Origin of the sequence: Bacillus sp. FSL K6-3154, from assembly GCF_040869395.1 — a bacterium.
Lineage (GTDB): Bacteria > Bacillota > Bacilli > Bacillales > Bacillaceae > Bacillus > Bacillus safensis.
Map to the genome: position 1 here is coordinate 232830 of NZ_CP152033.1, position 24097 is coordinate 256926.

Here is a 24097-nt window from a genome sequence, read left to right on the forward strand (position 1 = left end):
AATCAATGTCTTTTTCCTCATGACAAACTTATGAATATGCTAAACATCCAATTTCATGCCTATCTATCGCTTTTTTTAATAAAAATGACATCATTATGACTTTTTTGTTCAAGACAGCCATTTGGTTTTTGCCATCCATGCACCGCCGATAACACCCGCATCGTTTCCGAGTGATGCAATTACCACTTCAACATCGTCAGCGCAAGGCGGGAAAGCATGTTGTTTCACAATGCGCTCTACTTTACTGCGAAGAAGCTCACCTGCTTTTGAAACACCGCCGCCAATTACAATTTTTGTTGGGTTTAAAGCACTAGCAAGATTCGCTAGGACAAGTCCAAGATGTGTCGTCACTTCTTCTACGACACGCATTGCAAGATCATCTCCATTTTCTGCCGCTTCAAATACATTCTTTGCCGATAGCGAAGCGAGCTTGCCAAGTGAAGATGTATGCTGCTCGGTTTCTAATTTATCCTTTGCAATCCGGACGATGCCAGTTGCAGATGCGATCGTTTCAATACAGCCTGTTCTTCCGCAGTTACACGGTGCTCCTTGAAATGGAACGGCACAAATATGGCCAATTTCTCCGCCAGCACCTGTCTCCCCTTGAACAACTTCACCGTTGACGATGATGCCGCCGCCAACCCCTGTTCCAAGTGTGACCATCAGGATATTTTTTGCGCCATCGCCTGCACCCTTCCACATTTCACCGAGTGCAGCAATATTCGCATCATTTTCAATGACAGATGGAAATCCCGTCTCTGCCTCTAGGTGATCTTTCAAGGGGTAGTTTGTCCAGCCCAGATTCGTTGTTTTATAGACGATGCCAGATACTTTATCTACAGGTCCAGGTGCACCCATTCCGATCCCAATAAGTGCTGATTTCGGCATACTGATCTCAACCAGTTTATGGTCAATTGATTTGGCAATATCGACTGTAATCGTCTGCCCGGATTTATCCGTAGGAATCTCCCACTTATGCTGAATTTCACCATATAGATTAATGAACGCAAGCTTAATTGTCGTACCGCCAAGATCAATACCTACAAACCAATCCCCTGTCATATGCCCTCCACCTTCACATTGTTTTTCGATTTAATTTGGCTAGCTCCATTTGGAGGATCGTCATTGCGTTTGACCATTCGGTCCGGTCAATGATGCCCGATGTATACATTTCCTTCAATTCGTCTGCCATAAATTCTAATTCTACTTCACGATCTCCGAAATACACATAATTTCCAAATCTCATGAGCAGCTGCTGTACATCATATAACGTTTTCATTGTTTCCACCATTTCTTTTCATCAACAGATAGGATAAGCGTATTCATAAATGCGCTTTCAGTCAAGTCATTCAACGTGTTTGACTATTTTCGATATATTGTTTCAGCTTTAAAAATTGATCATTTTGAGGATCTTGTTTTAACGCTTTCGCTAATAGATCCTCTGCTTTCGCTGTCTCTCCTTTTTCTACGTATAAAAGCGATAAATGATACAGTTTATTTGGATCATCTGGATCTTTTTCAAGCGACTTTTGTAAAAATTGAATAGCCTTATCAAGTTGGCCCTGCTGCGCTTCCGATAGTGCATAAATATGAAGTGCCTCAGCTGATGCATCTTTATCGTGCACATATTCCTCTAGTCGTTCACTTGCTTCGCTATACTTTTTCTCATCAAATAAACTTGCTGCCTCACTTGTTGCCGCTGCTTCCTTTTGATCGTCAGAATGAAACCCTGTATACAATCCAAAACCGCCAATAAAGAGCAAAGCAGCACTCGCAAGTAGCATTTTAACAGGCTGGATCTGTTTAGGCAGACGGACAGCTAATGCGGTGAAAAAACCGCCAACCAAGCCGCCAAGATGCCCTGCATTATCAATACCTGATACAGTGAAGCCTATTCCTAGGTTGATGAGGATAATGACAATAATGTTTGTCCCCATCGTCCGAAAGAAAAGCTTTCGGTTTGAGATGGCTAAATATAACAGTGCGCCTAAGCAGCCAAAGATCGCGCCAGAAGCGCCGGCTGCAATTGCCGTATTAAACACAAAGCTCGCTATAGAGCCAAAAATGCCGGAAATCAAATAGATGAGCAAAAATCTTCCCGACCCATAAATTCTCTCAACAGCCGCTCCAACGGACCAAAGAGCAAAAGTATTAAAGAGTAAGTGCGTCAAGCCAATATGTAAGAACATTGGTGTCATCAGGCGCCACCATTCACCCTCTAAAATCAGCACATTATTTTTAGCACCAAATGCTGTTAAAGTTGCGGTATTGGTACTTCCGCCTGACAGCTCAAGTAAAAGAAACATCACCACTTGGACAGCAATCAGCAAGTAGGTAAAAATGGGTCTCCCATTTTGAAACACGGCCCGTTCTCGTTCTCGCTGCTTTTCCTGATCATCAAATGCCTGAAGCACGTTCCTTTTCAGCTGCATTGCATCCTCAGCTGTATCTTCCTTCGCTTCTTCTACATCTACTGCAAGCGATGTATTCAGCCATTTTTGCAGTTCGTTTACATCGTTTTGAAGCGTGTCTGCATTGAGTAATACAGGAGTAACTGTCACCTTATTCTCTTTTTGCGGCTGACCGTTTAGGTCTTCCCAATCATCTACTGGAACATCAGTTGTAAATTGCAGCTGCAGGAGATGAAGAGATCGTTTACGCATAGCTTCTCTCAGCTGATTGATCCGATATGTTTGCTCCTCGATATCTCGAACGATCTCCTGCCTGAAATTCACATCTTTTCTATATAGACGGATAAGATCATAACCTGAGTTTCGTGGTGCTTCAAAAAATATTTCATCTTCTGGGTACGGACTTTGAATCATCTCGTATCCTTTTTGTCTAAGTTCATCAACAACTCGCCAAAATAAACTATCTATGACATTCATACATTCGCGCTCCATTTTTTACATTATTATAGCAAGAATCGTTCTTATCCGCATTTCTAAACAAAAAAATCCCGGCTTTTGCGGGATTAGAATGCTTGGCGAATAAATTTCGTCCGAAAATATGGGATTTTCATCAGCCATTTAATCAAAAAGTGCCGGACTTGATTTTGCCCTAAAACCAAATTCATGAGCCGATAACGATTTTGCACGAGAACGAATGCAAACAGTGTGAACACAATGCTCCAAATCATTTTATTCATCATATTCCCTCCTATGTTCGTATCGTGGCTTAAATAGGATTTGTTTATGCATGAACCATCGTTTTTATCGCTTAAAAGGTTCCTTTCATATCCGCACTCTGATTGATCATAAGAAACGTCAAATTGAGAAGGTCGATTAAATCCTTGAAAGTATGAGGCAGCTTACAATTTCGCTCTAACTCCTCCACCTTGTGCGGGAAGTAACTGTCGTATGGATTTGGTGTAAGAACATATACAGCGTCTAAACCAAGGTCATGTTCGTGAATACAAATCCAAGTTTGGTATGGCTTTTCTAAGCTTTCAAGCTGTTTTAGCCGCCTATGATATAAAGCGATATGAGCTTTGATATGCTCTCTTCTTATTTTTAAGCTATTTTCCCCGACTCCAAAAAATCAAGGTGCGTATGCCAAAAATCAAACCTTGAATCACGATCAAGTTTTAAGTCACAAGTATTCACTTCCTCCCACATATTACGGAAGTATCTTTTCTTTCCACGAAATTTTTTCAAAACATATCCCCCGTCAGCTAAAATGCCTTTTAATGAAGAATGTTGATCGCTATCGTGTATGTGACTTTTGATCGTAAGCAAGCACCTTCGCTCAACACAAAAAGCCCGTTCATCTATATAAGCAGCGGACTTTATTTTGGAAATATGGTACCTTTCTCACTGACCATGATTGAGACCGGGATGTCGTGCGTTTCAGCCGGAATATGCTCGGTTTGCTGTACTGTCAAACAAAGGGCAAGCGTTTCGCCGTGATAGTCAGCTAAGTAGCGGTCATAATAGCCGCCCCCATATCCGATACGGTAGCCTTTTCGATCGAAGCACACACCAGGCACAATGATCAAATCGATAGATTCTTTAGATGCAGCGGCCGACGTCAGAGGATCTGGCTCCAATAGCCCAAAGTAGCGGGAGATCATTTTCGTTTCTGGTGTATATTCATAAAACGTCATCTCTTTTGTTTCTGGAAAACAGGTGGGTACACATACTGTTTTCCCCTCCCGCCATGCTTTTTCAATGAGAGGCATTGTCGGTACCTCTTTTCCTCTAGACATGGTAAGTGCAACCGTATTCGCTTGTTTCCATGCTGGCAGTTGAAACAAGCGCTCATGAAGTAAAGCGGTGCTTCGCTTGAATTCTTCGGCACTCATCTGGTCCAGCTTGGCTAATGTTTGAAGGCGAAGTTCCTTTTTCACACAGATCATCTCCCATCATAAAAAAACAGCAGGAAAATTCCCTGCTGCTTACTTTGTTTCACGATGTAAAGTTTGTTTTTTATCACGTGAGCAATACTTTTTGAATTCAACGCGATCTGGATTGTTTCGCTTATTCTTTTTAGTAATATAGTTACGCTCACCGCATTCAGTGCAAGCTAGAGTAATATTTACGCGCATGTTTTTCCCTCCAAACTAAAATCAATTCACATTCAGACCTAACTATAATACCACTTCTAGCTTAGGAATGCTAGAATGTTTTTTCACCAATTTGATTTTCAGTGCAATCCATCCGCGTTCTGATCCATATCGCACGGTCATTTCATGAAAAATAGCCTGCTCCCCTATAAAACCTCAATCTTTGTCGTACTGTATACATGAGAAACCCTCTTTTATTTTGACAGTGAGCAAGATTTTCATACTCGTTTTTCATATAAAAAGAAAAAAGATGAAAAAAAGGTGATTTTTTCAGCAATTCCTTTTGAAACTAGCTTTTTTATGGTATAAAAAAGAAGGGTCGAAAACTGTCTGAAACAATCATGAAAGCCTTTTATGGCTTTCAGCATTAAAATATGAATAAAAGGTGATGAAACATGGAAATTGCAATTATCGGATTGCTTGTTGTCAGTATCGTACTGATCGCATTCTCATATTTTCAAAGAGAGCCGATTAAAGAAGTCGAGCAGGAACTTGAAACACTTCAACTATCTGCAATGCAAGAAATCTATAAACTGAAAAAGAAAATGAAGGTTCTTGAAGAAGAATTGCTTGAAACAAACATTGTCGTCCGCAAACATTCAGAAATTGATCCATCTATCGCAAGACAAATCATTTCAAAGCATCAAAATGGCATGTCTCCTGAGGCCATTGCGCGCGCTGAGCATGTATCTGTAGATGAGGTCAACATGATCATTAAAGACAATGAGAAGGTGCTTGTATGACGAAAAAAAGCATCCAAACGTTTGCGGCAGGTATGATTCTTGCAACTGGTGTTCTGGCGATCGTTTTTTTCCTCACTGGAAAAGATGAAGCGGCGGCTGATACAACCACAAAAGAAACGCTCGCAGCGAAAGTAACAGACACCGATGTGAAAAACTATTTAGACTCTAAAAAAGAAGTCTCTGTCAGCCGTGAAACATATCAGCAGCTTCTTGATTATAAAGAAAAAGCACTGAAAGCAAATGAAGACGGCGATTCTAAAAATGATAAAGAAACATCGGACAAGCCTAAAGGCAAATCGGTCAAATTTGTTATTAAAAACGGGATGAGCACAAGTGATGTTTCAGACATGCTTGAAAAGGACGGAATCATCAACTCGTCTAAAGATTTTAATGATTACGTGATTGACGCCGGCTACCATAAAGAAATTCGTGCAGGCAAGTTCAATTTAAAAACAGGGATGACGTTCAAACAAATCGTCAAAGCCTTAACAAAATAACAACAATACCCCCTGGCGGCGCTGACCTCCAGGGGGTTTTATTATCTATCCAAATCGACCAGATATATAATCATTTGTTCTTTGATCATTTGGCTCTGAGAACATCACATTCGTATCATTGACCTCAACAAGCTCTCCCATTAAAAAGAAGGCCGTTCTATCTGATACCCTCGCCGCTTGCTGCATGTTATGCGTCACAATGGCAATCGTGTATTTCTCTTTTAATTTCATAATCAATTCTTCAATCTTTAATGTTGAGACAGGATCAAGCGCTGATGTTGGTTCATCCATTAGTAAAATGTCTGGGCTTGTAGCAATAGCTCTTGCGATACAAAGACGCTGCTGCTGACCGCCGGAAAGACCTAATGCTGGTGCATTTAATCGATCTTTCACTTCATCCCAAAGGGCAACATCACGAAGCGCTTTTTCAGCGATTTCTTTCAATTGCTGCTTGCTCTTCACGCCGTGAATTCTTGGTCCGTAGACGACATTATCAAAGATAGACTGAGGGAATGGGTTTCCTTTTTGAAAGACCATCCCGACGTTTTTACGCAGTTCCACTAGATCAACGCGGCCTTTTAAAATATTGTCGCCGTTATACATCATATCTCCGGTGATTTTCACACCTGGCACTGTTTTGACCATAAGATTTAAGGTCTTGATAAACGTTGACTTTCCGCAGCCTGACGGACCGATAATTGCTGTGACTTCATGCTCTTTAATGTCTAAATCAATATGCTTCAGTGCGTGATGCTGTCCGTACCAAAGGTTCATATCATTCACACGAAACACTTCTTTTTTTGCTGTTTCAGTTGCTACTGCATTCATCAAAATCCACCCGCCTTATCCAAATCGACCATTGATATAGTCTTCTGTTTTTTGCTGCGCAGGACGTGTAAAGATACGTTCAGTGGCATCATATTCTACTAGATCACCGTTCAGGAAAAAGGCCGTATGATCAGATACACGTAACGCTTGCTGCATGTTGTGTGTCACAATGACGATCGAATAATCATTTTTCAAATCTGATAATAGCTCTTCAATTTTTGCATTTGAGATTGGGTCTAGGGCAGAAGCGGGTTCATCTAACAAAAGAACGCTGGGCTTCATCGCAAGTGTACGCGCAATACAAAGGCGCTGCTGCTGACCGCCGGATAATGACAAAGCCGAGCGGTGCAGACGATCTTTGACTTCATCCCACAGCGCTGCTTTTGTTAAGCTTTCCTCTACTGCATCATCAAGCACTGATTTTCTTTTTTCACCCGCATACTTTAACGCATGGGTAATGTTATTGTAGATCGATTTAGGAAATGGGTTTGGTTTTTGGAAAACCATGCCGATTTCTCTTCTTAAATTCACCACATTAATGCGGTCATCCAAAATATTGAGTCCTTCGTACATGATCGCCCCTTCACTTCTCGCACCTGGGATCAAGTCGTTCATGCGGTTAATGCTGCGTAAAAAGGTTGATTTCCCGCAGCCAGATGGGCCGATTAATGCGGTAATTGCGTTCTTCTCAATTTCAAATGAAATGTGATTGACCGCTCTTTTTTCACCATAATAAATGCTTAAATCCTGCACCTGTAAAATCTGTTCCGCTTGAAGTGGAGCCTTTTTTGCTGCAATCTCTTTTTTTTCTGCTAGCATTTGAACCATATCCCCTTCACACCTCTCTCACATTATTTTGACGTAAGCTTTTTATGAATAAATGAACCAAGCCATCTAGCTGCTAAGTTAAATACTAAAACTGAAAGCACAAGTACGGCTGATGCACCATTTGCAATGGCCTCTGCATCTGGAATGATTCCTTGTGTATTGACGTTCCATATATGAACGGCTAATGTTTCTGCCGGTCTAAAAATATTCAGCGGTGACGTATCAGAAAATGGACTCCAGTTTGTAAAATCAAGACGCGGTGTGGTGAGACCTGCTGTGAAAAGAAGCGCTGCTGCCTCCCCAAAGACTCTTCCTGATGCTAAAATCGCACCGGTAATAATAGAAGGAATCGCACCTGGAATCAGGACTGTCTTCACTGTATGCCATTTCGTCACACCGAGCGCAAGTGATGCTTCCTTTTGATCCTTCGGTACAGAGCGAAGCGCGTCTTCTGTCACCCTGACCATCACTGGCAAGTTAAACACCGTGAGCGCAAGAGCTCCTCCGATGATCGTATAGCCCCAGCCTGTTAAATTGACAAACATGAGTAAACCAAACATACCAATGACAATAGAAGGAAGTGAAGACAACACTTCGATACATGTGCGAATAAAATCAGTGACTTTGTTTTGAGGCGCATATTCAGCCATGTACACTCCACCGCCGACACCAAGTGGTACTGTGATCAGCATTGTTATAAACAAAATGTAAAACGAGTTAAACAGCTGATCCCTAATACCGCCGCCAGAGCCAATTGCACTTGAGCGGGTTGTCAAAAAGTCAAAATTTAATTCTTTTGCACCGTTGAAGATGATATAAGAAAACAAACCAACTAGGATCGCCGTAATAATGGCGGCACATAATCCAAAAACAAACGTGGCAAAACGATCGGTCATTTTGCTATTCATTAAATCTTCCTCCTAGACGACAAGTATCTGATAATGAGTATGAACATAAACGATACAACTAGAAGGACAAGACCCATTGACCAAAGTGTATTGTTTTCAACACTTCCATACGTTGTGTGACCCATGTTTAACGTAATAATGGTTGTTAATGTACCAGCTGTATCCATAATGCTCTCTGGTAAATTACGCGTGTTTCCAATGACCATCTGAACGGCAAGGGCTTCACCAAATGCTCTTGCCATTCCAAGAACGACTGCTGTCATTAATGTTGGAAGAGCTGCCGGTACAAGCACACGTCTAATCGTTTGCCATCTTGTAGCGCCAAGTGCATAGGATCCCTCACGTAAACTTTTTGGAAGGGAAGCCATTGCATCAGTTGCAATAGATGTAACGGTTGGCAGAATCATAATAGACAGGACAATCGTTCCTGCTAACACGCTATGCCCTGAGCCGCTTGACTTGAAATGTCCGATAAACGGCACCAATACTGTAAGACCTATGAATCCGTAAACAACGGATGGAATCCCTACAAGCAATTCAATGACTGGCTGGAGAATTTTCCGGCCCCATGCAGGTGCAATTTCTGTCATAAAGATCGCTCCTGCGATGCCTAGCGGCGCTGCAATAAGTGCCGATAGAAGCGTGACGGCGATCGATCCAAAGATAAAAGGAAATGCGCCGTACTCCGGGTTTTCTGCTGTTGGATTCCAATTGATACTGGTTAAGAACTCAATTGGGCTTACACCATTTACGATGAAAGATTGTAAACCCTTAATGCCAAGGAAGATGGTGATGGCGATGGATACTGCAATCATTAAGAATGCGCAGAATTTCACCAAAATACTTCCTCTTACTTCATCCATTTGCCTATTTTTCTTCGAGCTGATCAGCCGATCGCTCGCTTCTGTATGTTCTATCTGCTTCATCTTTTTCTACACTCCTATGAATGTCATAAAAGGAAAAGTGAAATGCTCCACTTTTCCTTCATCAGCAATTCAAGACCTCTTACTTATCCGATTGTTTGCCTGTTGCGTCTCTTTCTACTTTCATATTAGAAACTGAGATGTAGCCTTGGTCTTTGACGATTTCTTTTTGTACTTCGTCACTCATAAGGTAATCTAAGAATTGTTTTGCTAGACCTTCCGGCTCACCTTTTGTATAAGAGTGCTCGTATGCCCAAATTGTATATTTACCGCTTTCTACATTGCTTTCTTCTGGTTTCACACCATCAATGCTAAGCGGTGTAATTTTGTCATCTGTTAAATAAGAGAATGCTAGGTATCCAATCGCACCTGGTGTTTCTGCAATCAGCTTTTTCACTGTGTTTGAAGAATCTTCTGTGATTCCTTCTGCAGGTGTTGCACCGTCAAGTGCATATTTCACAAATGTTGCACGTGTTCCTGAAGAATCAGGTCTGTTAACAAGCGTGATTTTTTGGTCTTTCCCGCCAAGCTCTTTCCAGTTTTTGATTTTACCAGTGAAGATTTTTTTCAATTCGTCCTTTGTGATGTCTTTGACACCCACTTCAGGGTTTACAGCTGCGGCCATTCCAACAACTGCTACTTTGTGGTCTTTTAAAGCTTTTGCGTCGACTCCGTCTTTCTCTTCAGCGAATACATCTGAGTTACCAATCTGTACAGATCCTTCTGAAACTTGAGAAAGTCCTGTTCCTGAACCGCCGGCTTGTACTTGAATATCGGCTTTTGGATGTTTATCCATGAATTTTTCTGCTGCCGCAAGAACTAAAGGCTGCATCGCAGATGATCCTGAGATGGTAATGGAACCTGATGCCTCATCTTTGTTTGAAGCATTTCCTTTACTGTCTTTTGAATCTCCGCTTGAGCTGCTGTTTCCGCATGCTGTGACGAATGCTAACAATGCGATAGTAAGGAAAGTAAGCAGCCATAATTTGTTCTTTTTCATTTCAAGAATACCCCCTGAATAATTTGTCCTACGAGTAATACATTAAAGGTTCTTTATTAATTTCGTTTAAATGGAATGTTAAGGTTTTGTAAATGTCGAAGTTTTGTAGAGAAATTGCGGCGTTTTTTATGAATTTTGTCAATTTATATCGGAATTTTTGAAGAAAACGTAAAAAAAACGCCCACAAAAAGTGAGCGTTTTTACCTATGAAAGGTCTAGTTATTTGTTTCTGCTTCATTTTCAATTTTGTTTTTGTTTTTCGCCTGTGTATCATTGCTTTCCTGTTTTGATTTCAGTTCAAAGTACTTATCTAATACTTGTTCACCAATATCATTTGTAATTGGATAGCGCTGGTTGTAGTCTTGATACACCCATGGCACGACAACGGAAATAGCCACTTCTGGATTATCAGCAGGCGCATACGCAACAAGAGTTGTGTTATACGTCGGTGTACCTCGCTTGCTTTTAATTGGACCGTCATAGAATGATTGAGCGGTTCCTGTTTTGCCAGCTGGATTATACTTTTTGTTGCCAAAGTTTGAATAGGCTGTCCCTCTTGGGTTCTGCATCACAAGCTTGAAGCCTTGCTGGACACGCTTGATTTCATCACTTGTCATGTCTAGCTTATTCAATACATCCGGTTTGACGGATTCCGTCACAGCTCCAATACCGCGCTGCGGGTCTGGCTCTCTCACTTCTTTGACAAGCTGCGGACGTAAACGATACCCGCCGTTTGCAATGGTTGAAACGTATTGCGCCATTTGTAGCGGTGTAAACGTATCATACTGTCCAATAGCATAGTCAAGTAAGAGCCCCGATTGTGTAGACGTTCCTCTGTAGCCCGTTGCTTCGTTTGGCAGGTCAATACCTGTTTTGACGCCAAGACCAAATTTACTGAAATTGTAGCGGAACGTATCAAATGCTTTCGGATCAATTGGGAGCGCCTGATTCTTACGATATTCGCTTTTCCCAATGGCGATTGCGGTTTTGAACATATATACGTTTGATGAACGCTCTAGTGCTGTTAAATCATTAATGAGTCCCATATTTTGATAGGATTTCTTTGGCGGCGACTGGGCGATATAGAGAGGTTCATCGTATTGGGTACTTCCAATATGAATAGCGCCTGTTTTATATCCAGTCAATACAGTTGCCCCTTTTACGGCTGATCCCATCGCATATGAGGATGTCATCGTTCCTAATGCGTAGTCATCGAATTTGTATTTTCCGTTTTTGTTTGAAATCTGCTTACCCGCAACAGAGAGAACCTCTCCATTTCTCGGGTCCATCATGACAACAAATGCGCGGTCAAGAAGCTCAGTTCCCCCTCTTTGTTTCGCACTTCTCAAGTTCTTTTCAATAATTTTTTCAACCGCTTTTTGCAGCTGAATATCAATTGTCAGCACAAGGTCTTTCCCGCTCTTACCTTCTGTTAACACTTTAGAGCTTGTGACATTGCCCTGTTTATCAGTTGTACTCTGTTCTTTTTCCTTTTGGCCCTGCAGGACATCTTCATATTGATATTCGAGATAGCTTTTTCCTACACGGTCATTTCGGCTGTAGCCGAGTGATAGATAATGCTCAAGAAGTGACTGCGGAAGACCTTCATCACTCGAAGACACACTGCCGAGCATACTGCGGAGCAGTCCTTTATACGGATAGCTGCGTGACCAGTCTGTCGTCACATCAACACCTGGCAGCTCGTCCAAATGCTCAGAGACGTAAGCAATTTCACTTGGCTTTACATCTTCATTTTTAATAAATTGAGGCGTAAGTGCATAGCCTCCATCCATCTGTCTTTTAATGGCAAGCACTTGTAAATCTTTTTTCGTCAGTTGATTTAATTCCTTGTCTGTGATGCGTTTTAGCTGAAGCTCATATAGTTTATCATCAGAGACCTTATCGTCACCCTTTAATTCTGATTCCTTTTGAACAAGCTTTTTCGCTTCATTCGGATGCGTTAAGATCCAGAAATCTTTTTTGTCACGATCTGTGATTTTTTTCGTACTCACATGAATCATATCCGCTAATTTTGATGCCACTTTGAGCCGCTCCTCTTGTGAAGTCGTCGAGGTTCTCGTATATGTAATGGCATTCAGCGCTTTATTGCTGACAATCGTATTGTAGTTTCGATCATAAATTTTTCCGCGCGGAGCAGATGAGCTGACATTCACATCCTCTTGTTTTTCTGCCTGCTTTTTATAATCTTCTCCATTGACAATTTGCACAAATCCGAGTCTAACGACAACACCGGTAAAAATAATAAAGGCAGCTAAAAATAATAAATTCAGCCGGATCGGAAGTGTTTTGCGCCCTTCCTTCGCGTCTTTTTTGTTTTTCTTGTTTCTCATCACATCACCTTTTCTATCAAGAAAGAAATGGCACCCCTTTTTGTGTATAAAAGGTGCCATCATCATTTTAGCGGTTTTTCTATCATTTATCTAGAAATTTGATGTTCCATAGGTAAGAAATTTTACCTTTCTCCCTTAATAAGGTTCGTTTGAGAAACTGGCTTTTGACCGTCAGCCTCTTTCATATCAGCTGTTTTTTCTTTCAAATGAATATCTTTTACAAAGTAATAAATGAGGGTGTGTCCCGCTCCGAGCACAACAAGTGATGCAGGGATTCCGAGCTCATCACCTAGTAAGGTGACAGACAGCAGGAACAAAACAATCGAACAAATACGGCCGGCATTTAAAAATAGCTCTCTGACCACAATATATTCAATTCGGGCCTTTCTGGCGTACCTTGCATGGCCAATGACATCATATGTTAAGGATACATAAGGAACAAGCAGGAGCGGATATCCTATTGCAATGGCTACCGCATACATCAGAAGTGATACATAGGACAAGTGGAAAACGATTAAAAACAAGGCGCCGTATAAAATCAGCCCGCCAAGCATGATGGCCTTCTTCCGCCACTTTTTCTTAATCAAACGTGTAGCGAAGAAATAAGCAAAAAAGGCAACACCTGAATTCACTAAACCAAACGTCCCGAGAGCAAGCTCACTGTTTGTTGCAATAAACACAAAGACACTGATTAAGAAGACAAAGACCCCTTCACGAAGCCCTTGAAAAAAGTGAGCTGTTGTAATCCTACGCCAATTCTCGTCTGCATGACGTTCTTTCCAAATTTGTTTGATCATAAATTTGCCTTTAGACTGCCTTCTTTTGAGGAAAAAGCTCATCACAACCGCTAGTGAAAACAAAAAAAGCGATAATGTGAAAATGACTGTGTAGCCTGTATCATCCGTTAACTGAGAAATGACAATCCCCGCAATGAGAGGACCAATCATGCCGGCAGTTGAGGAAAGCACACCGAGAAATCCATTAAAGAAGTCTCTTGTTTCAGGCTCGGTGATCTCAAAGGTGAGTACGTTAAAAGCAAGCCAGTAAAAACCATAGCCGATCCCAAGGACACTTCCCAATAAAACTAGCCGTGCGGCCGCTTGTTCTCCTGCCATTAAGACAATTAAATAAAAAGCGGCTAAAAAGATGACACCGAAACGAAGGACAAACGCCCGGTCTATTTTTTTTGCGAGCCGGCCAGCGAATAAAAACGTAATGGGCTGAAGCACCACAATGGCCAAGTTATAAATCGCAAGATCCGTGAATTTCCCAGACTGTTTCCATAAGTACACATTTACAAACGTATTCGAAAGCGCAATGGCAAGTGCGTATAACCCGCCAATCGTGAGGAGGAGCAATAAGTCTTTAGTAACATCCATGTCCCCGAACATTTTCTTTAATCTGCTCATACCATTCATTCTCCTTTTCTACACAATAGTCTGTCTCATCAAAAGGCAGATATGTAAAAAAAGGAGGGAAAATATAAAAAGACCTGCTTCTCTTGAAAGCAGGTCTTTTCAAATCAAATCATTATTTTGCTTCGCTGTAAAGGCGAGCTACTTCATCCCAGTTCACAACATTCCAGAATGCTGAAATGTAATCAGGACGACGGTTTTGGTAGTTTAGGTAGTAAGCATGCTCCCAAACGTCTAGTCCTAGAATTGGCGTTTTTCCTTCAGTTAAAGGAGAATCTTGGTTTGGCGTGCTTGTGATTTCAAGTTTTCCATTGTTCACAACAAGCCATGCCCAACCAGAACCAAAGCGTCCTGCAGCTGCTGCAGCGAAATCAGATTTGAATTTTTCAAATCCACCTAGTTCTTTTTCGATTGCATCTGCAAGTTCACCAGTTGGTGCGCCGCCACCGTTTGGTGAAAGAAGCGTCCAGAATAATGAGTGGTTCGCATGTCCTCCGCCATTGTTACGTACAGCTGTACGAATGTTTTCAGGCACTGAGTTTAAGTTAGCCACTAGCTCTTCAATTGATTGATCTTCAAGAGCTGATACACCTTCGATTGCTTTGTTTAAGTTTGTTACATATGTGTTGTGGTGTTTTGTGTGGTGAATCGTCATTGTTTCCTTGTCGATATGTGGTTCTAATGCATCGTAAGCATATGGTAATTCTGGAAGTTTAAAAGCCATGGTTAAATTCCTCCTTAAAATGTATGTACTGAAATGCTTCCTCTGTAAGTCAGCAATTCACCCTACTCAAAGAGTATCAAAAGAAACAGCTTGTTTCAACGTTATTGCTCATGTTCTGAAACATTTCAGTGTTTATTTTGTATTTAGCCCTTTTGAAAAAGTTTTAAACACCCTTTTTCACTTAGCGAAGGACATAAAATAAAAAGATCCCCAGCATCAGCGCTTGAATCAATCCTTTTGCAAAAACACCTGATACAAATCCAATTAATGAGCCTAATCCGACTTTCACACTCGTCTTCAGATCTTTTTGATGAACAAGGAGCTCTGCAATGACACTCCCAAGAAATGGACCAATAATAATTCCTGCAATGGGTATCACAAAAGGACCAGCTAATAACCCAATGGTGCTTCCCCAAATAGCTGCCTTGCTGCCGCCAAAGCGCTTTACCCCAATAAGGTTTGAGACATAATCTGCCGCAAATAAGACGGCAGTAAACATGGCTTGAATGAGCCAGAACGTCAGGGTAAGCGGCTCGAAGCTAAAGAAGAAGCCATATAGAATAAATCCGAGAACCATAAAGACCACACTCGGGATAATTGGATAAACCAGTCCAACAAACGCAATGATAAATGCACAGCCAATCAGTATCCAATACAGAATGTCCAAGACCGTGCCGCCTCCTTTTTATATGCTGTATACATTATGCCTCATTCCCTCTATCTTAACCAGTGATGAAGGCCATACTTGTACTTGATGGATAGACATTGATACAATATGAGAAATAGAAAAGATTGTAGGAAGTGAATGGGTATTGAACGTATTTAATCTATTGTTAAAAGGAATTTATTCACCAAAAGATATTGCTAAAGCACGGTTTACAGGGATCGGTAAAGCGATTTTATTCATTTTTCTCCTCTCAATTATCGCAGCAGTTCCTCAGGGGTATCATATGAGCCAAGAGATCTCGAATGCGATGTCAGGATTTCAGCATGTGATCAAAAAAGATTTACCCGACTTTTCAATCGAAAAAGGAAAGCTTCAAGCGGATCAAAGTGAACCAATAGAAAAAGAAGAAAACGGCATCACGATTATCTTTGATCCTGCTGAAAAAATAAAAGCAAGTGAGCTTGAATCAAAGCAAACGGCCATCGCTTTATTAAAGGAAAAAGCAGTGATTGCCATTGATGGACAAATGACAGATATTCCATACCAGCTCCTTGGTGGAACGCTGACAAAAGATGAACTCACCCGCGTCACAAATCAGAACCAAGCGATTATCATCCCTGTCATCTGTGTACTACTATATCTATCAACTGCGGCTCTCATGTTTATCAGCGCAACATTCCTTGCGATGCTTGGTACATTTATTAAACGAATGCAGCAAAAAGAGCTGTCCTTCCAAATGCTTTGGAAGCTCTCCGCTTATTCACTCACATTAACAACGGTCTTTTTCGCCATTATGAGTGCATTAAACACGCCTGTTGCAAACTCATTTTTATTAAATTGGGTCATTAACTTTATCTTTTTATATCTTGTTGTGAAAGAAATTCCTGCCAAAAAAAGCAAATGATCCATCCAACAAGGATTTGTCTACACAATGAAAGCTCCCCCGGCTCGGAGGAGCTTTTTATGTCTATTCATGCTAGGACTCATCTGGATGGATGATCGCAAACAAATAGTGATCCTCCCACACTCCATTAATCTTTACTTTTTTACGATTTAGTCCCTCATTTTCAAAACCTGTCTTTTCAAGTACACGAATGGAACCCTTATTACTTGGCTTTACTCCAGCCTCAATACGATGGAGATTCAACTCAAAAAAGGCATAGTCAATGATTAAACGAATGGCTTCTGTCATATATCCATTTCCGCCCTGCCTTTGATCGAGTACATACCCGAGCCAAGCTCCTTCTATCGGACCTCTTTCGACAGAGCTTAATGAGATCGTCCCAATTAAAGCACCTGTTTCATTTAAGAAAATACCATGCATGTAAGATTCATCTTGTGCAATTCTTTGCCTACTCCGCTGAATTCGTTCAATTTGACGAGGTAACGTGAAGAAATCATCTTTGACCAAAGGTGTAAATTCCTGAAAATATGAGCGATTCTCAAGCTCTAATGTTAACAGTGATTCTGCATCATTTTCTGTTAGTGTTCTCACATATATATGCTGACTAACTTTCTTCATTAAATCTCCCCCTTTTTTATTTTATCATAAATCGTCATATGAGCTTGCTCTCCTATTTACACCACCGATCCAAGCAGTTTTATTACAAGTCATACTAGAACGGACTAGAACCATCCTTTCCAGCTTTTCTCCTCTTTTTGGTTCTATCATTTCAGGACATGCATAGACTGAAGTAAACTCTTAAAAGCGGTGAGTAAAATGCGGCGAATTCTTTTTTTACTAATCAGTTTGTTTGTCCTCTTTATTATCTTTTTTGATTTGAAAAATGGAACCATCCCTGTTGAGGAAAACCCAGCTGTCCCAGCAAGTGCGCTTCAAACAGCTGAGAAAAAGACTTATAAGAATGTCACTGTTAAACAAGGTGAAACGGTCCTCTCCATCGTACATACAAGCAAGCCACTTGATGATGTCATTAAAGATTTCGAGGAGCTGAATCAAGGTGTCAAGGCGAACGAAATCAGGGCAGGCAGCACATATAAGTTTCCTGTCTATAAGAGATAAAACGTTAATTCCTTGTCATTCATACAAAGAGACTGTTACAATATGAACTGTAAAACAAGACGTACATGGCAAATGATTGCTTGTACACTAAGGAGCGATTGACAAGTGAGTGAAGTCACACATCGTACTAAAACGCGTCCCGTCAAAGTGGGACCTTTAACTATAGGTGGAAATAATGAGGTTGTCATTCAAAGTATGGCAACAACCAAAACACATGATGTCGAAGCGACAGTCGCTGAAATTAAACGTTTAGAAGAGGCAGGCTGTCAAATCGTGCGTGTCGCATGTCCAGATGAGCGTGCAGCAAATGCAATTGCTGACATAAAAAAACAAATTAACATCCCGCTTGTTGTGGATATTCATTTTGACTACAAGCTTGCACTGAAAGCGATTGAAGCAGGCGCAGACAAAATCCGAATCAATCCAGGAAACATCGGAAGAAGAGAAAAAGTCGAAGCTGTTGTCAAAGCAGCAAAAGAAAAAGGCATTCCCATTCGTATTGGCGTAAACGCTGGTTCATTAGAGAAAAAAATTCTTGATAAATACGGCTATCCAACAGCAGATGGTATGGTCGAAAGTGCACTGCATCACATTAAAATTCTAGAAGACCTAGACTTTCATGACATCATCGTCAGTATGAAAGCATCTGATGTAAACCTTGCAATTGAAGCATACGAAAAAGCGGCTAAAGCCTTTGATTATCCTCTTCACCTTGGGATTACAGAATCAGGTACGTTATTTGCAGGTACAGTCAAAAGTGCAGCTGGACTAGGCGCTATTTTGAATATGGGGATTGGGAACACACTCCGTATCTCATTAAGCGCTGACCCAGTTGAGGAAGTAAAAGTAGCACGTGAATTGTTGAAATCATTTGGTCTTGCATCAAATGCAGCAACACTGATCTCCTGCCCAACTTGTGGACGAATTGAAATTGACCTCATCAGCATTGCAAATGAAGTCGAAGAATATATTTCTAAAATCAAAGCACCGATTAAAGTAGCAGTTCTCGGCTGCGCTGTTAACGGTCCAGGTGAAGCACGTGAAGCGGATATCGGAATCGCAGGTGCTAGAGGCGAAGGCTTATTGTTCCGTAAAGGTGAAATTGTTCGTAAAGTACCGGAAGAAACAATGGTCGAAGAACTGAAAAAAGAAATCGATAAAATCGCTGAAGAACATTATGCGAAAATGGAAGCTGAAAAAGAAAAACAAGCGAATGCCTAACAAAAAACGCCTGACGTCATAGTCAGGCGTTTTTCTGTTCTTATTAAAAGAACGGGGTGATAAATATGCCTAGGATGACGGAAACAATTCCGATCCCAATTGACCACGCGCCAAGCGCATGTGCTCCTTTTCTTCTTGCAATATAACCAACGACGATTGCCGCTACCCCTAATAGCACCGGCAAGACAAATAATGAGATAATCGCAATCGCGAGTGCTGTATAGCCTATCCCTTTACTGCCTGAATCGTCACCTGCTTGGTCACGTCCTCGTCTATCTTCTCGATCTCTTGAAGCTTGATATGGCTCTGCAATTTCAGCAGCTGTTTCCTCTAAATAGCCATCATCATTACTAAAGTGTGTGTCGATTTCACGATCATTTCTTCTGAAATCCTCGTCTCTTTCCATGATCAATTCCCCCTTTTGGTTAATAGAAAGGAGCTTTTTTAGTATGAGCAAATATGTCTGTTTCATGATTGCTAAAACTTGCTGGAATTGTGAATTGATTATGTTACACTTTAAGAGTATAAAAATGAGGAGTGTGGGCATGTTACGTTTAGGAATTGATATTGATGGTACAGTGACGGCACAGGACACCTTTGTCCCCTACTTAAATGAGTCGTTCCAATGTGCCATGACACTAGATGATATGACAGAGTATGATTTGACGAAGCTTTTAAAGATTTCTCAAGAAGAATTTTGGGGCTGGATGGATCAGCACGAGCCTCTTATTTATAAACAGGCAATGCCTGCTGAGGGTGCAAAAGAGATCCTCGACGAAATGAAGCTGAAGCACAGACTGATTTATATTACCGCAAGAAGGCAGCAGCATTCGGATATCACCTACAAGTGGTTTCAAGAACATGATGTGCACTATGATGCTATTGAGCTGGTTGGCGGTCATCATAAGCTGGAAGCCGTTCAAAAGCACAAAATTGATGTATTTTTTGAAGACCATCATGGCAATGCCACAATGATTGCAAAAGAGGCTGACATCCCGGTTATACTTTTCAACTCCCCTTATAACCAGATGCCAATTGACGACAGAATCATACGCGTAAACAACTGGCAGGAAGCATCTAAGTGGATCAAACAATACGAGCAGCGTCTGCAAACTGCTTATTAATGTAACTGAACGAGCACCAAAGCGGAACAAACACGAGGATTTGTCTACACGCTGAAGCCGATACATTTAATGTATCGGCTTTTTCGATGGAGCAAGCTGCCCTTCTTTCATGAGGAAATGGTACAGTGCCCCCTTCATGCCTGCCTGATTCAAGTAGTAGCAAGTTTCCAGCTTCACCTGAATGTTCTTCCACGCATGCAGTGTATGTAAATGTTTTTCAATGTTTTGTAATAAATCTGATCTTGCACTTACGCCTCCGCCAATGAGGATTTTCTCCGGGTTAAGAACAGTCGCTACATTGTAAACGCCAATGGCGATTCGCTTGTACCATTGATCCACCAGCTTCTCAATGGCCGGATCATACTTCGCCTTTTCAAAAATTTCTTGACCGTCTATTTGAGCACTTTGCGGAATTCCTTGCTTTTCTTTATAGCTCCGAATTAATCCAGCCGTTGAAGCGCTGCTGTTAAGAGTTGTAAACTGGCCATTTTCCGTCTCTGTCAGCATCATGCCAAATTCACCACCGCGGAAGGATGCACCGCGCACAAGCTGACCATTAGCAAAAATACCCCCGCCGACACCCGTGCCAATTGTCATACAAATAAAGCTGTCACAATCTTTTGCATGACCGCTGTATTTTTCTGCGAGAGCTGCACAGTTCGCATCATTTTCCACTTCTACACGAATAGACGTTTTCTTTTCTAAAAGTGTTTTTACATTTTGGCCATTTAAGGCGATGATGGCGCCTGCAAATTCTGTATAACCTGATTCACTGTCCACAAAACCTGGAAGACTGATGGCAATACCGCTGACATCCTGCATCCTTTGATATTGCCTGACCACATCCGCCATGGCTTCTAAAAACGGTTCAAGCTGCCGGCAGTTCGTTTCATAGTCACCACTTGTGACAAGCTCCCCATCCTGATCCATTAATCCATGTTTTGTTCTCGTCCCGCCTACATCAAACACGACGTAATAGGCCACATTTAACCCTCCCTTTACTTAAAAAAGTAGTACCTTGATCTCATTTTAATGAAACAGCCTCCCTTTGTAAAACGTTTTCAAAAGACAAAACAAAAAAGCCAGCTCCATGGCTGGCTTTTTCATGAGTGAACTTCCTTCGGTTCGCAAGAAGGACACGTTCCATATATTTCAAATTTATGTCCGCTAATATGATAATCCTCTAAATCGGCGTCGAGCTTGTCCATAGGGCAGGCATCGATCTCTTTTGTTTTCCCGCATGTAAGACAAATAAAGTGATGGTGATGATGGGAAAATGAACATTTAAAACGGAATAATTTCTCCCCTGACAATTCTGTTGTTTCTAATATTCCAAGGTCTTCATATAGTGACAAGTTTCGATAAATCGTATCAAAGCTGAGACCCGGGTAATCTTCACTTAGTGCCGTCAGCACATTTTTAGCAGTCAAGTATTTATCAGAATCAGAAAACAATTGAAGCATATCTTCACGTTTGCTTGTATATTTGTAGCCTTTTTCCTTTAATAAATCAAGCGCTTCTTGTACGTTCATGTTGATTCCCCCTTCTGAATTTCCCAATACTAATACACCCGATTAAAATCAAGATCGACAGCATCACAATGGTTCCGCCTGGCGCTAAATCAAGATAATAGCTTAAAATCAATCCGGCCAATACAGACAATTCACCAAACAAGATCGAAAGGAAAATCGCCTGTTTGAATCCTTTAGCAATGCGGATACTTGCTGCAACAGGAAGCGTCATGAGCGCTGACACAAGCAGTGTACCGACGATCCGCATCGATGCCGCAATGACAAGTGCAACGACTAAGATAAAAATAAAATGAATCCATTTTGCTGAAATACCAGAAGCCTTTGCATGCTCTTCATCAAAAGAAAGCAGAAACAATTCTTTATATAAAAGCACAACAACTAACACAACAACGAGTGAGATCCCTACAATAAGCCAAAGATCAAGTCTTGAAACCGCACTGACACTTCCGAATAAATAACTAAACAAATCTGTATTAAAGCCATTCGCTAGTGAAATGAAGATGACGGAAATCCCAATACCACCTGATAAGATGATGGGAATGGCAAGCTCCTGATAATGCTTATACACAGAGCGCAGGCGCTCAATAAACAATGAACCGGCAACAGAAAAAGCCATCCCTAAGTAGAGCGGGCTTACCCCTGTCAAAAGACCAAACTTTTTATCAAGAAATAGACTTGCGGCAATACCGGCAAGTGATACGTGACTGAGGGCATCTGCAATAAGCGAAAGCCTTCTTACGACAATAAATACACCAAGTAAGGGCGCAATAAAACCAATCAGTAACCCTGAGATAAACGCATTTTGTAAAAATTCATAATGAAAAAATGGAAATAGCATTATTCATGTCCCCCATGATGGTGATGATCGTGATGAATCACTTGAATGTCATGCCCGTAAAATTGGGATAGCGCCTGATCATCCATTGCATCAAACGCTTCTGCATCCCCGTGGAAATGCAGTGTCTGATTTAAACAAGCCACATGGGTGACTTTATCAGAAACGGTGCCAACGTCGTGTGTGACGAGAATTAAAGACATTCCTTTTTCTTTGTTCAATGTTTCGAGCAGCTGATAAAAGCCTTCTACTGTCCGCTGGTCAACCCCAACCGTAGGCTCATCCAAAATGAGCAGCTTCGGCTGACTGACAAGCGCACGGGCAATAAATGCACGCTGCTGCTGCCCGCCAGAAAGCTCACCGATGTTTTGATGCTTTAAATCCTGTATGCCAACTGAGCGAATAGCATCTTCCACTTGCCATTTATCCTGTTTGCTCATTCGTTTAAACAAACCAATTTTTGCGGTCAGTCCGCTTGCGACGACCTCATATACAGAAGCAGGGAAACCTGTATTAAAGCTATTCGCCTTTTGAGAAACAAATCCAATTTGATCCCAGTCTCTAAATTTTGAGACAGGCGTGCCAAATAGCTTTAATTCACCCTGCTGCGGTTTAATGAGCCCAAGCAGGCATTTTAATAAGGTTGTTTTACCAGAACCATTCGGTCCAACAAGTGCTAGGAAGTTTCCTTCCTCTACTGTTAAATGAATGTGATCAATGACATTTCGCTGTCCATACGAGTACGAAATGTCCTTCATTTCAATAATTGGCTTTGCCATGAATCTTTCCACCTTTAATCAATATAAAAAGAATGATTACGATTTATACAACAAAAAGAAAATGGCTTTTGCCATTTTCTCTGTCCATACATACATTTCATTATATAAAAGAAAGATAAAAAAGTAAAATAAAAGCTAATGAATGGCTGTTTTGAACTTACCGCCTTTTGTTTCATGCGTATCCATAATCGTGATAAATGCTTGGTCATCAATTTCAAATACAATGGATTTCAGCTTTGTAATTTCAAGCCTTGTGACAACTGCGTAGATGACATCTTTTTCTTCATCTGTATAGCCGCCTTTTCCTCTCAGCTTTGTCGTTCCCCTGCCGAGTCGATGCAGAATCGCATCTGAAATTTCATCATAATAGTCTGAGACGATAATGACAGCTTTTGTTTCATCAAGCCCTTGAATAACAGCATCAATTGTTTTCATTGCCAAATAATATGTCATGACAGAATACATAGCCTGCTCTGGTCCGAAAACAAAGCCCGCCCAAATAAAAATGAACACATTGACGATCATGACAAACTCACCGACGGAGAAAGGAATTTTTTTCGTCAGAAGAATTCCCAAGATCTCTGTTCCATCCATTGAACCTCCATTACGGATGACAAGTCCAACACCAAATCCAAGTAATAGCCCGCCAAATACAGTGGCTAAGATCGGCTGTGTTGTAAATGCCTCCACATGATGAAGTGAAGATTCAATCACGGCTAAGCTGACAATCCCAATCACAGTGGAAATGAGAAAGGTTTTCCCAATATGCTTGTATCCTGATATCATAAATGGAATATTTAAAATGACAACAATCGTCGCAAAGTTAATAAACGGGTTATCTGTAAAGAGATAATCCAAAATAAGCGAAATGCCGATGATGCCCCCATCAATAATATTGTTTGGCACTAAAAATAATTCAATGCTGACTGCTGCACATGCAGCTCCTACTAGAATCAGAAAAATTCTCAAAATAAAATGAGGCACCGATTCCTTTCTATGCTGTTTACTATTTGCCATACGTTCTCCCTTCTACACATGTTAAATTTTCAATGAACATTTTATCCACTTTACTATTTTATCATTTCACAGAATAAAATAAAATTTTTTGCACATTTTCCGTTTTCGCCCATACATT

At 41.1% G+C, this 24097-nt stretch carries 28 protein-coding genes; 6 read left to right on the plus strand and 22 right to left on the minus strand.

Going from position 1 to position 24097, the window contains the following annotated elements; all coding sequences use genetic code 11:
* Positions 1–108: 108 nt before the first annotated feature.
* The 6 genes from MHH61_RS01345 to rpmG form a co-directional block, all read right to left on the minus strand.
* Entirely contained in the window at positions 109–1062 is a 954-nt protein-coding gene (locus MHH61_RS01345) for an ROK family glucokinase (protein ID WP_125586582.1), read from the minus strand.
* A 13-nt stretch (positions 1063–1075) separates the two neighbouring features.
* Positions 1076–1279: a YqgQ family protein gene (locus tag MHH61_RS01350; RefSeq protein ID WP_008342322.1), complete on the minus strand. Its 204-nt coding sequence runs from the start codon at positions 1277–1279 to the stop codon at positions 1076–1078.
* A 70-nt stretch (positions 1280–1349) separates the two neighbouring features.
* Positions 1350–2888: a rhomboid family intramembrane serine protease gene (locus MHH61_RS01355; RefSeq protein WP_125586584.1), complete on the minus strand. Its 1539-nt coding sequence runs from the start codon at positions 2886–2888 to the stop codon at positions 1350–1352.
* A gap of 86 nt (positions 2889–2974) precedes the next feature.
* Positions 2975–3148: a hypothetical protein gene (locus MHH61_RS01360; RefSeq protein ID WP_162176177.1), complete on the minus strand. Its 174-nt coding sequence runs from the start codon at positions 3146–3148 to the stop codon at positions 2975–2977.
* 639 nt (positions 3149–3787) lie between these two features.
* Positions 3788–4348 (minus strand): 5-formyltetrahydrofolate cyclo-ligase, encoded by a 561-nt coding sequence (locus MHH61_RS01365; protein WP_125586586.1) that lies wholly within the window; start codon positions 4346–4348, stop codon positions 3788–3790.
* Positions 4349–4396: 48 nt separating this feature from the next.
* Positions 4397–4546, minus strand: coding sequence for a 50S ribosomal protein L33 (gene rpmG / locus MHH61_RS01370; protein ID WP_008360061.1), 150 nt, complete (start codon positions 4544–4546; stop codon positions 4397–4399).
* A 413-nt stretch (positions 4547–4959) separates the two neighbouring features.
* On the opposite strand from rpmG, the gene MHH61_RS01375 reads away from it, so the two are divergent.
* Positions 4960–5307, plus strand: coding sequence for a hypothetical protein (locus MHH61_RS01375; RefSeq protein ID WP_024422989.1), 348 nt, complete (start codon positions 4960–4962; stop codon positions 5305–5307).
* Positions 5304–5804, plus strand: a complete 501-nt coding sequence (locus MHH61_RS01380) for an endolytic transglycosylase MltG (RefSeq protein WP_024422990.1) — start codon at positions 5304–5306, stop codon at positions 5802–5804. Before MHH61_RS01375 ends, MHH61_RS01380 begins: the two co-directional genes overlap by 4 nt.
* A 45-nt stretch (positions 5805–5849) precedes the next feature.
* Here the strand turns inward: MHH61_RS01380 and pstB (MHH61_RS01385) are convergent, their stop codons facing one another.
* The 9 genes from pstB (MHH61_RS01385) to MHH61_RS01425 form a co-directional block, all read right to left on the minus strand.
* Positions 5850–6632 carry a phosphate ABC transporter ATP-binding protein PstB gene (gene pstB / locus MHH61_RS01385; protein WP_024422991.1) on the minus strand — a complete coding sequence of 261 codons (783 nt, stop codon included), beginning with the start codon at positions 6630–6632 and terminating at the stop codon, positions 5850–5852.
* A gap of 15 nt (positions 6633–6647) precedes the next feature.
* On the minus strand, positions 6648–7451 hold the full coding sequence (gene pstB, locus MHH61_RS01390; protein ID WP_169510668.1) for a phosphate ABC transporter ATP-binding protein PstB: 804 nt from the start codon (positions 7449–7451) through the stop codon (positions 6648–6650).
* 32 nt (positions 7452–7483) lie between these two features.
* Positions 7484–8368 (minus strand): phosphate ABC transporter permease PstA, encoded by an 885-nt coding sequence (gene pstA, locus MHH61_RS01395; RefSeq protein WP_025092964.1) that lies wholly within the window; start codon positions 8366–8368, stop codon positions 7484–7486.
* The gene (pstC, locus tag MHH61_RS01400) at positions 8368–9294 is read right to left on the minus strand and encodes a phosphate ABC transporter permease subunit PstC (protein ID WP_024422994.1); all 927 of its coding nucleotides are present in this window, start codon (positions 9292–9294) and stop codon (positions 8368–8370) included. The genes pstA and pstC overlap by 1 nt, the downstream gene beginning before the upstream one ends.
* 79 nt (positions 9295–9373) lie before the next feature.
* Complete coding sequence (locus MHH61_RS01405) at positions 9374–10291, minus strand: phosphate ABC transporter substrate-binding protein (protein WP_024422995.1); 918 nt, start codon at positions 10289–10291, stop codon at positions 9374–9376.
* Positions 10292–10506: 215 nt separating this feature from the next.
* Positions 10507–12642: a penicillin-binding protein 2 gene (locus MHH61_RS01410; RefSeq protein WP_024427976.1), complete on the minus strand. Its 2136-nt coding sequence runs from the start codon at positions 12640–12642 to the stop codon at positions 10507–10509.
* 122 nt (positions 12643–12764) lie between these two features.
* Positions 12765–14051 carry an MFS transporter gene (locus MHH61_RS01415; RefSeq protein ID WP_024422996.1) on the minus strand — a complete coding sequence of 429 codons (1287 nt, stop codon included), beginning with the start codon at positions 14049–14051 and terminating at the stop codon, positions 12765–12767.
* Between the two features lie 121 nt (positions 14052–14172).
* Positions 14173–14781 carry a superoxide dismutase SodA gene (gene sodA, locus MHH61_RS01420; RefSeq protein ID WP_007501264.1) on the minus strand — a complete coding sequence of 203 codons (609 nt, stop codon included), beginning with the start codon at positions 14779–14781 and terminating at the stop codon, positions 14173–14175.
* Between the two features lie 181 nt (positions 14782–14962).
* Positions 14963–15448, minus strand: coding sequence for a DUF456 domain-containing protein (locus tag MHH61_RS01425; protein ID WP_024427974.1), 486 nt, complete (start codon positions 15446–15448; stop codon positions 14963–14965).
* Between the two features lie 145 nt (positions 15449–15593).
* On the opposite strand from MHH61_RS01425, the gene MHH61_RS01430 reads away from it, so the two are divergent.
* Positions 15594–16352 carry a DUF1189 domain-containing protein gene (locus MHH61_RS01430; protein ID WP_125586589.1) on the plus strand — a complete coding sequence of 253 codons (759 nt, stop codon included), beginning with the start codon at positions 15594–15596 and terminating at the stop codon, positions 16350–16352.
* 72 nt (positions 16353–16424) lie between these two features.
* Here MHH61_RS01430 and MHH61_RS01435 read toward each other — a convergent pair whose 3' ends face one another.
* On the minus strand, positions 16425–16970 hold the full coding sequence (locus tag MHH61_RS01435; RefSeq protein ID WP_024427972.1) for a GNAT family N-acetyltransferase: 546 nt from the start codon (positions 16968–16970) through the stop codon (positions 16425–16427).
* Between the two features lie 198 nt (positions 16971–17168).
* On the opposite strand from MHH61_RS01435, the gene MHH61_RS01440 reads away from it, so the two are divergent.
* Positions 17169–17471, plus strand: a complete 303-nt coding sequence (locus tag MHH61_RS01440; RefSeq protein ID WP_039180007.1) for a hypothetical protein — start codon at positions 17169–17171, stop codon at positions 17469–17471.
* A gap of 105 nt (positions 17472–17576) precedes the next feature.
* On the plus strand, positions 17577–18692 hold the full coding sequence (ispG, locus tag MHH61_RS01445) for a flavodoxin-dependent (E)-4-hydroxy-3-methylbut-2-enyl-diphosphate synthase (protein ID WP_024423001.1): 1116 nt from the start codon (positions 17577–17579) through the stop codon (positions 18690–18692).
* 43 nt (positions 18693–18735) lie between these two features.
* Here the strand turns inward: ispG and MHH61_RS01450 are convergent, their stop codons facing one another.
* Complete coding sequence (locus MHH61_RS01450; protein WP_024423002.1) at positions 18736–19098, minus strand: DUF308 domain-containing protein; 363 nt, start codon at positions 19096–19098, stop codon at positions 18736–18738.
* A 139-nt stretch (positions 19099–19237) separates the two neighbouring features.
* Between MHH61_RS01450 and MHH61_RS01455 the strand changes: the two genes are divergently transcribed.
* The gene (locus MHH61_RS01455; RefSeq protein WP_024427970.1) at positions 19238–19816 is read left to right on the plus strand and encodes a nucleotidase; all 579 of its coding nucleotides are present in this window, start codon (positions 19238–19240) and stop codon (positions 19814–19816) included.
* A gap of 66 nt (positions 19817–19882) precedes the next feature.
* On the opposite strand, the gene MHH61_RS01460 is transcribed toward MHH61_RS01455, so the two are convergent.
* The 5 genes from MHH61_RS01460 to MHH61_RS01480 form a co-directional block, all read right to left on the minus strand.
* Positions 19883–20800: an ROK family protein gene (locus tag MHH61_RS01460; RefSeq protein ID WP_024427969.1), complete on the minus strand. Its 918-nt coding sequence runs from the start codon at positions 20798–20800 to the stop codon at positions 19883–19885.
* Positions 20801–20919: 119 nt separating this feature from the next.
* Positions 20920–21348, minus strand: a complete 429-nt coding sequence (locus tag MHH61_RS01465; RefSeq protein WP_003217433.1) for a Fur family transcriptional regulator — start codon at positions 21346–21348, stop codon at positions 20920–20922.
* The gene (locus tag MHH61_RS01470; RefSeq protein ID WP_025092956.1) at positions 21326–22186 is read right to left on the minus strand and encodes a metal ABC transporter permease; all 861 of its coding nucleotides are present in this window, start codon (positions 22184–22186) and stop codon (positions 21326–21328) included. The genes MHH61_RS01465 and MHH61_RS01470 overlap by 23 nt, the downstream gene beginning before the upstream one ends.
* Positions 22186–22962, minus strand: coding sequence for a metal ABC transporter ATP-binding protein (locus MHH61_RS01475; protein ID WP_025092955.1), 777 nt, complete (start codon positions 22960–22962; stop codon positions 22186–22188). Before MHH61_RS01475 ends, MHH61_RS01470 begins: the two co-directional genes overlap by 1 nt.
* 135 nt (positions 22963–23097) lie before the next feature.
* Positions 23098–23979: a YitT family protein gene (locus MHH61_RS01480; protein ID WP_024427967.1), complete on the minus strand. Its 882-nt coding sequence runs from the start codon at positions 23977–23979 to the stop codon at positions 23098–23100.
* Positions 23980–24097: the final 118 nt, after the last annotated feature.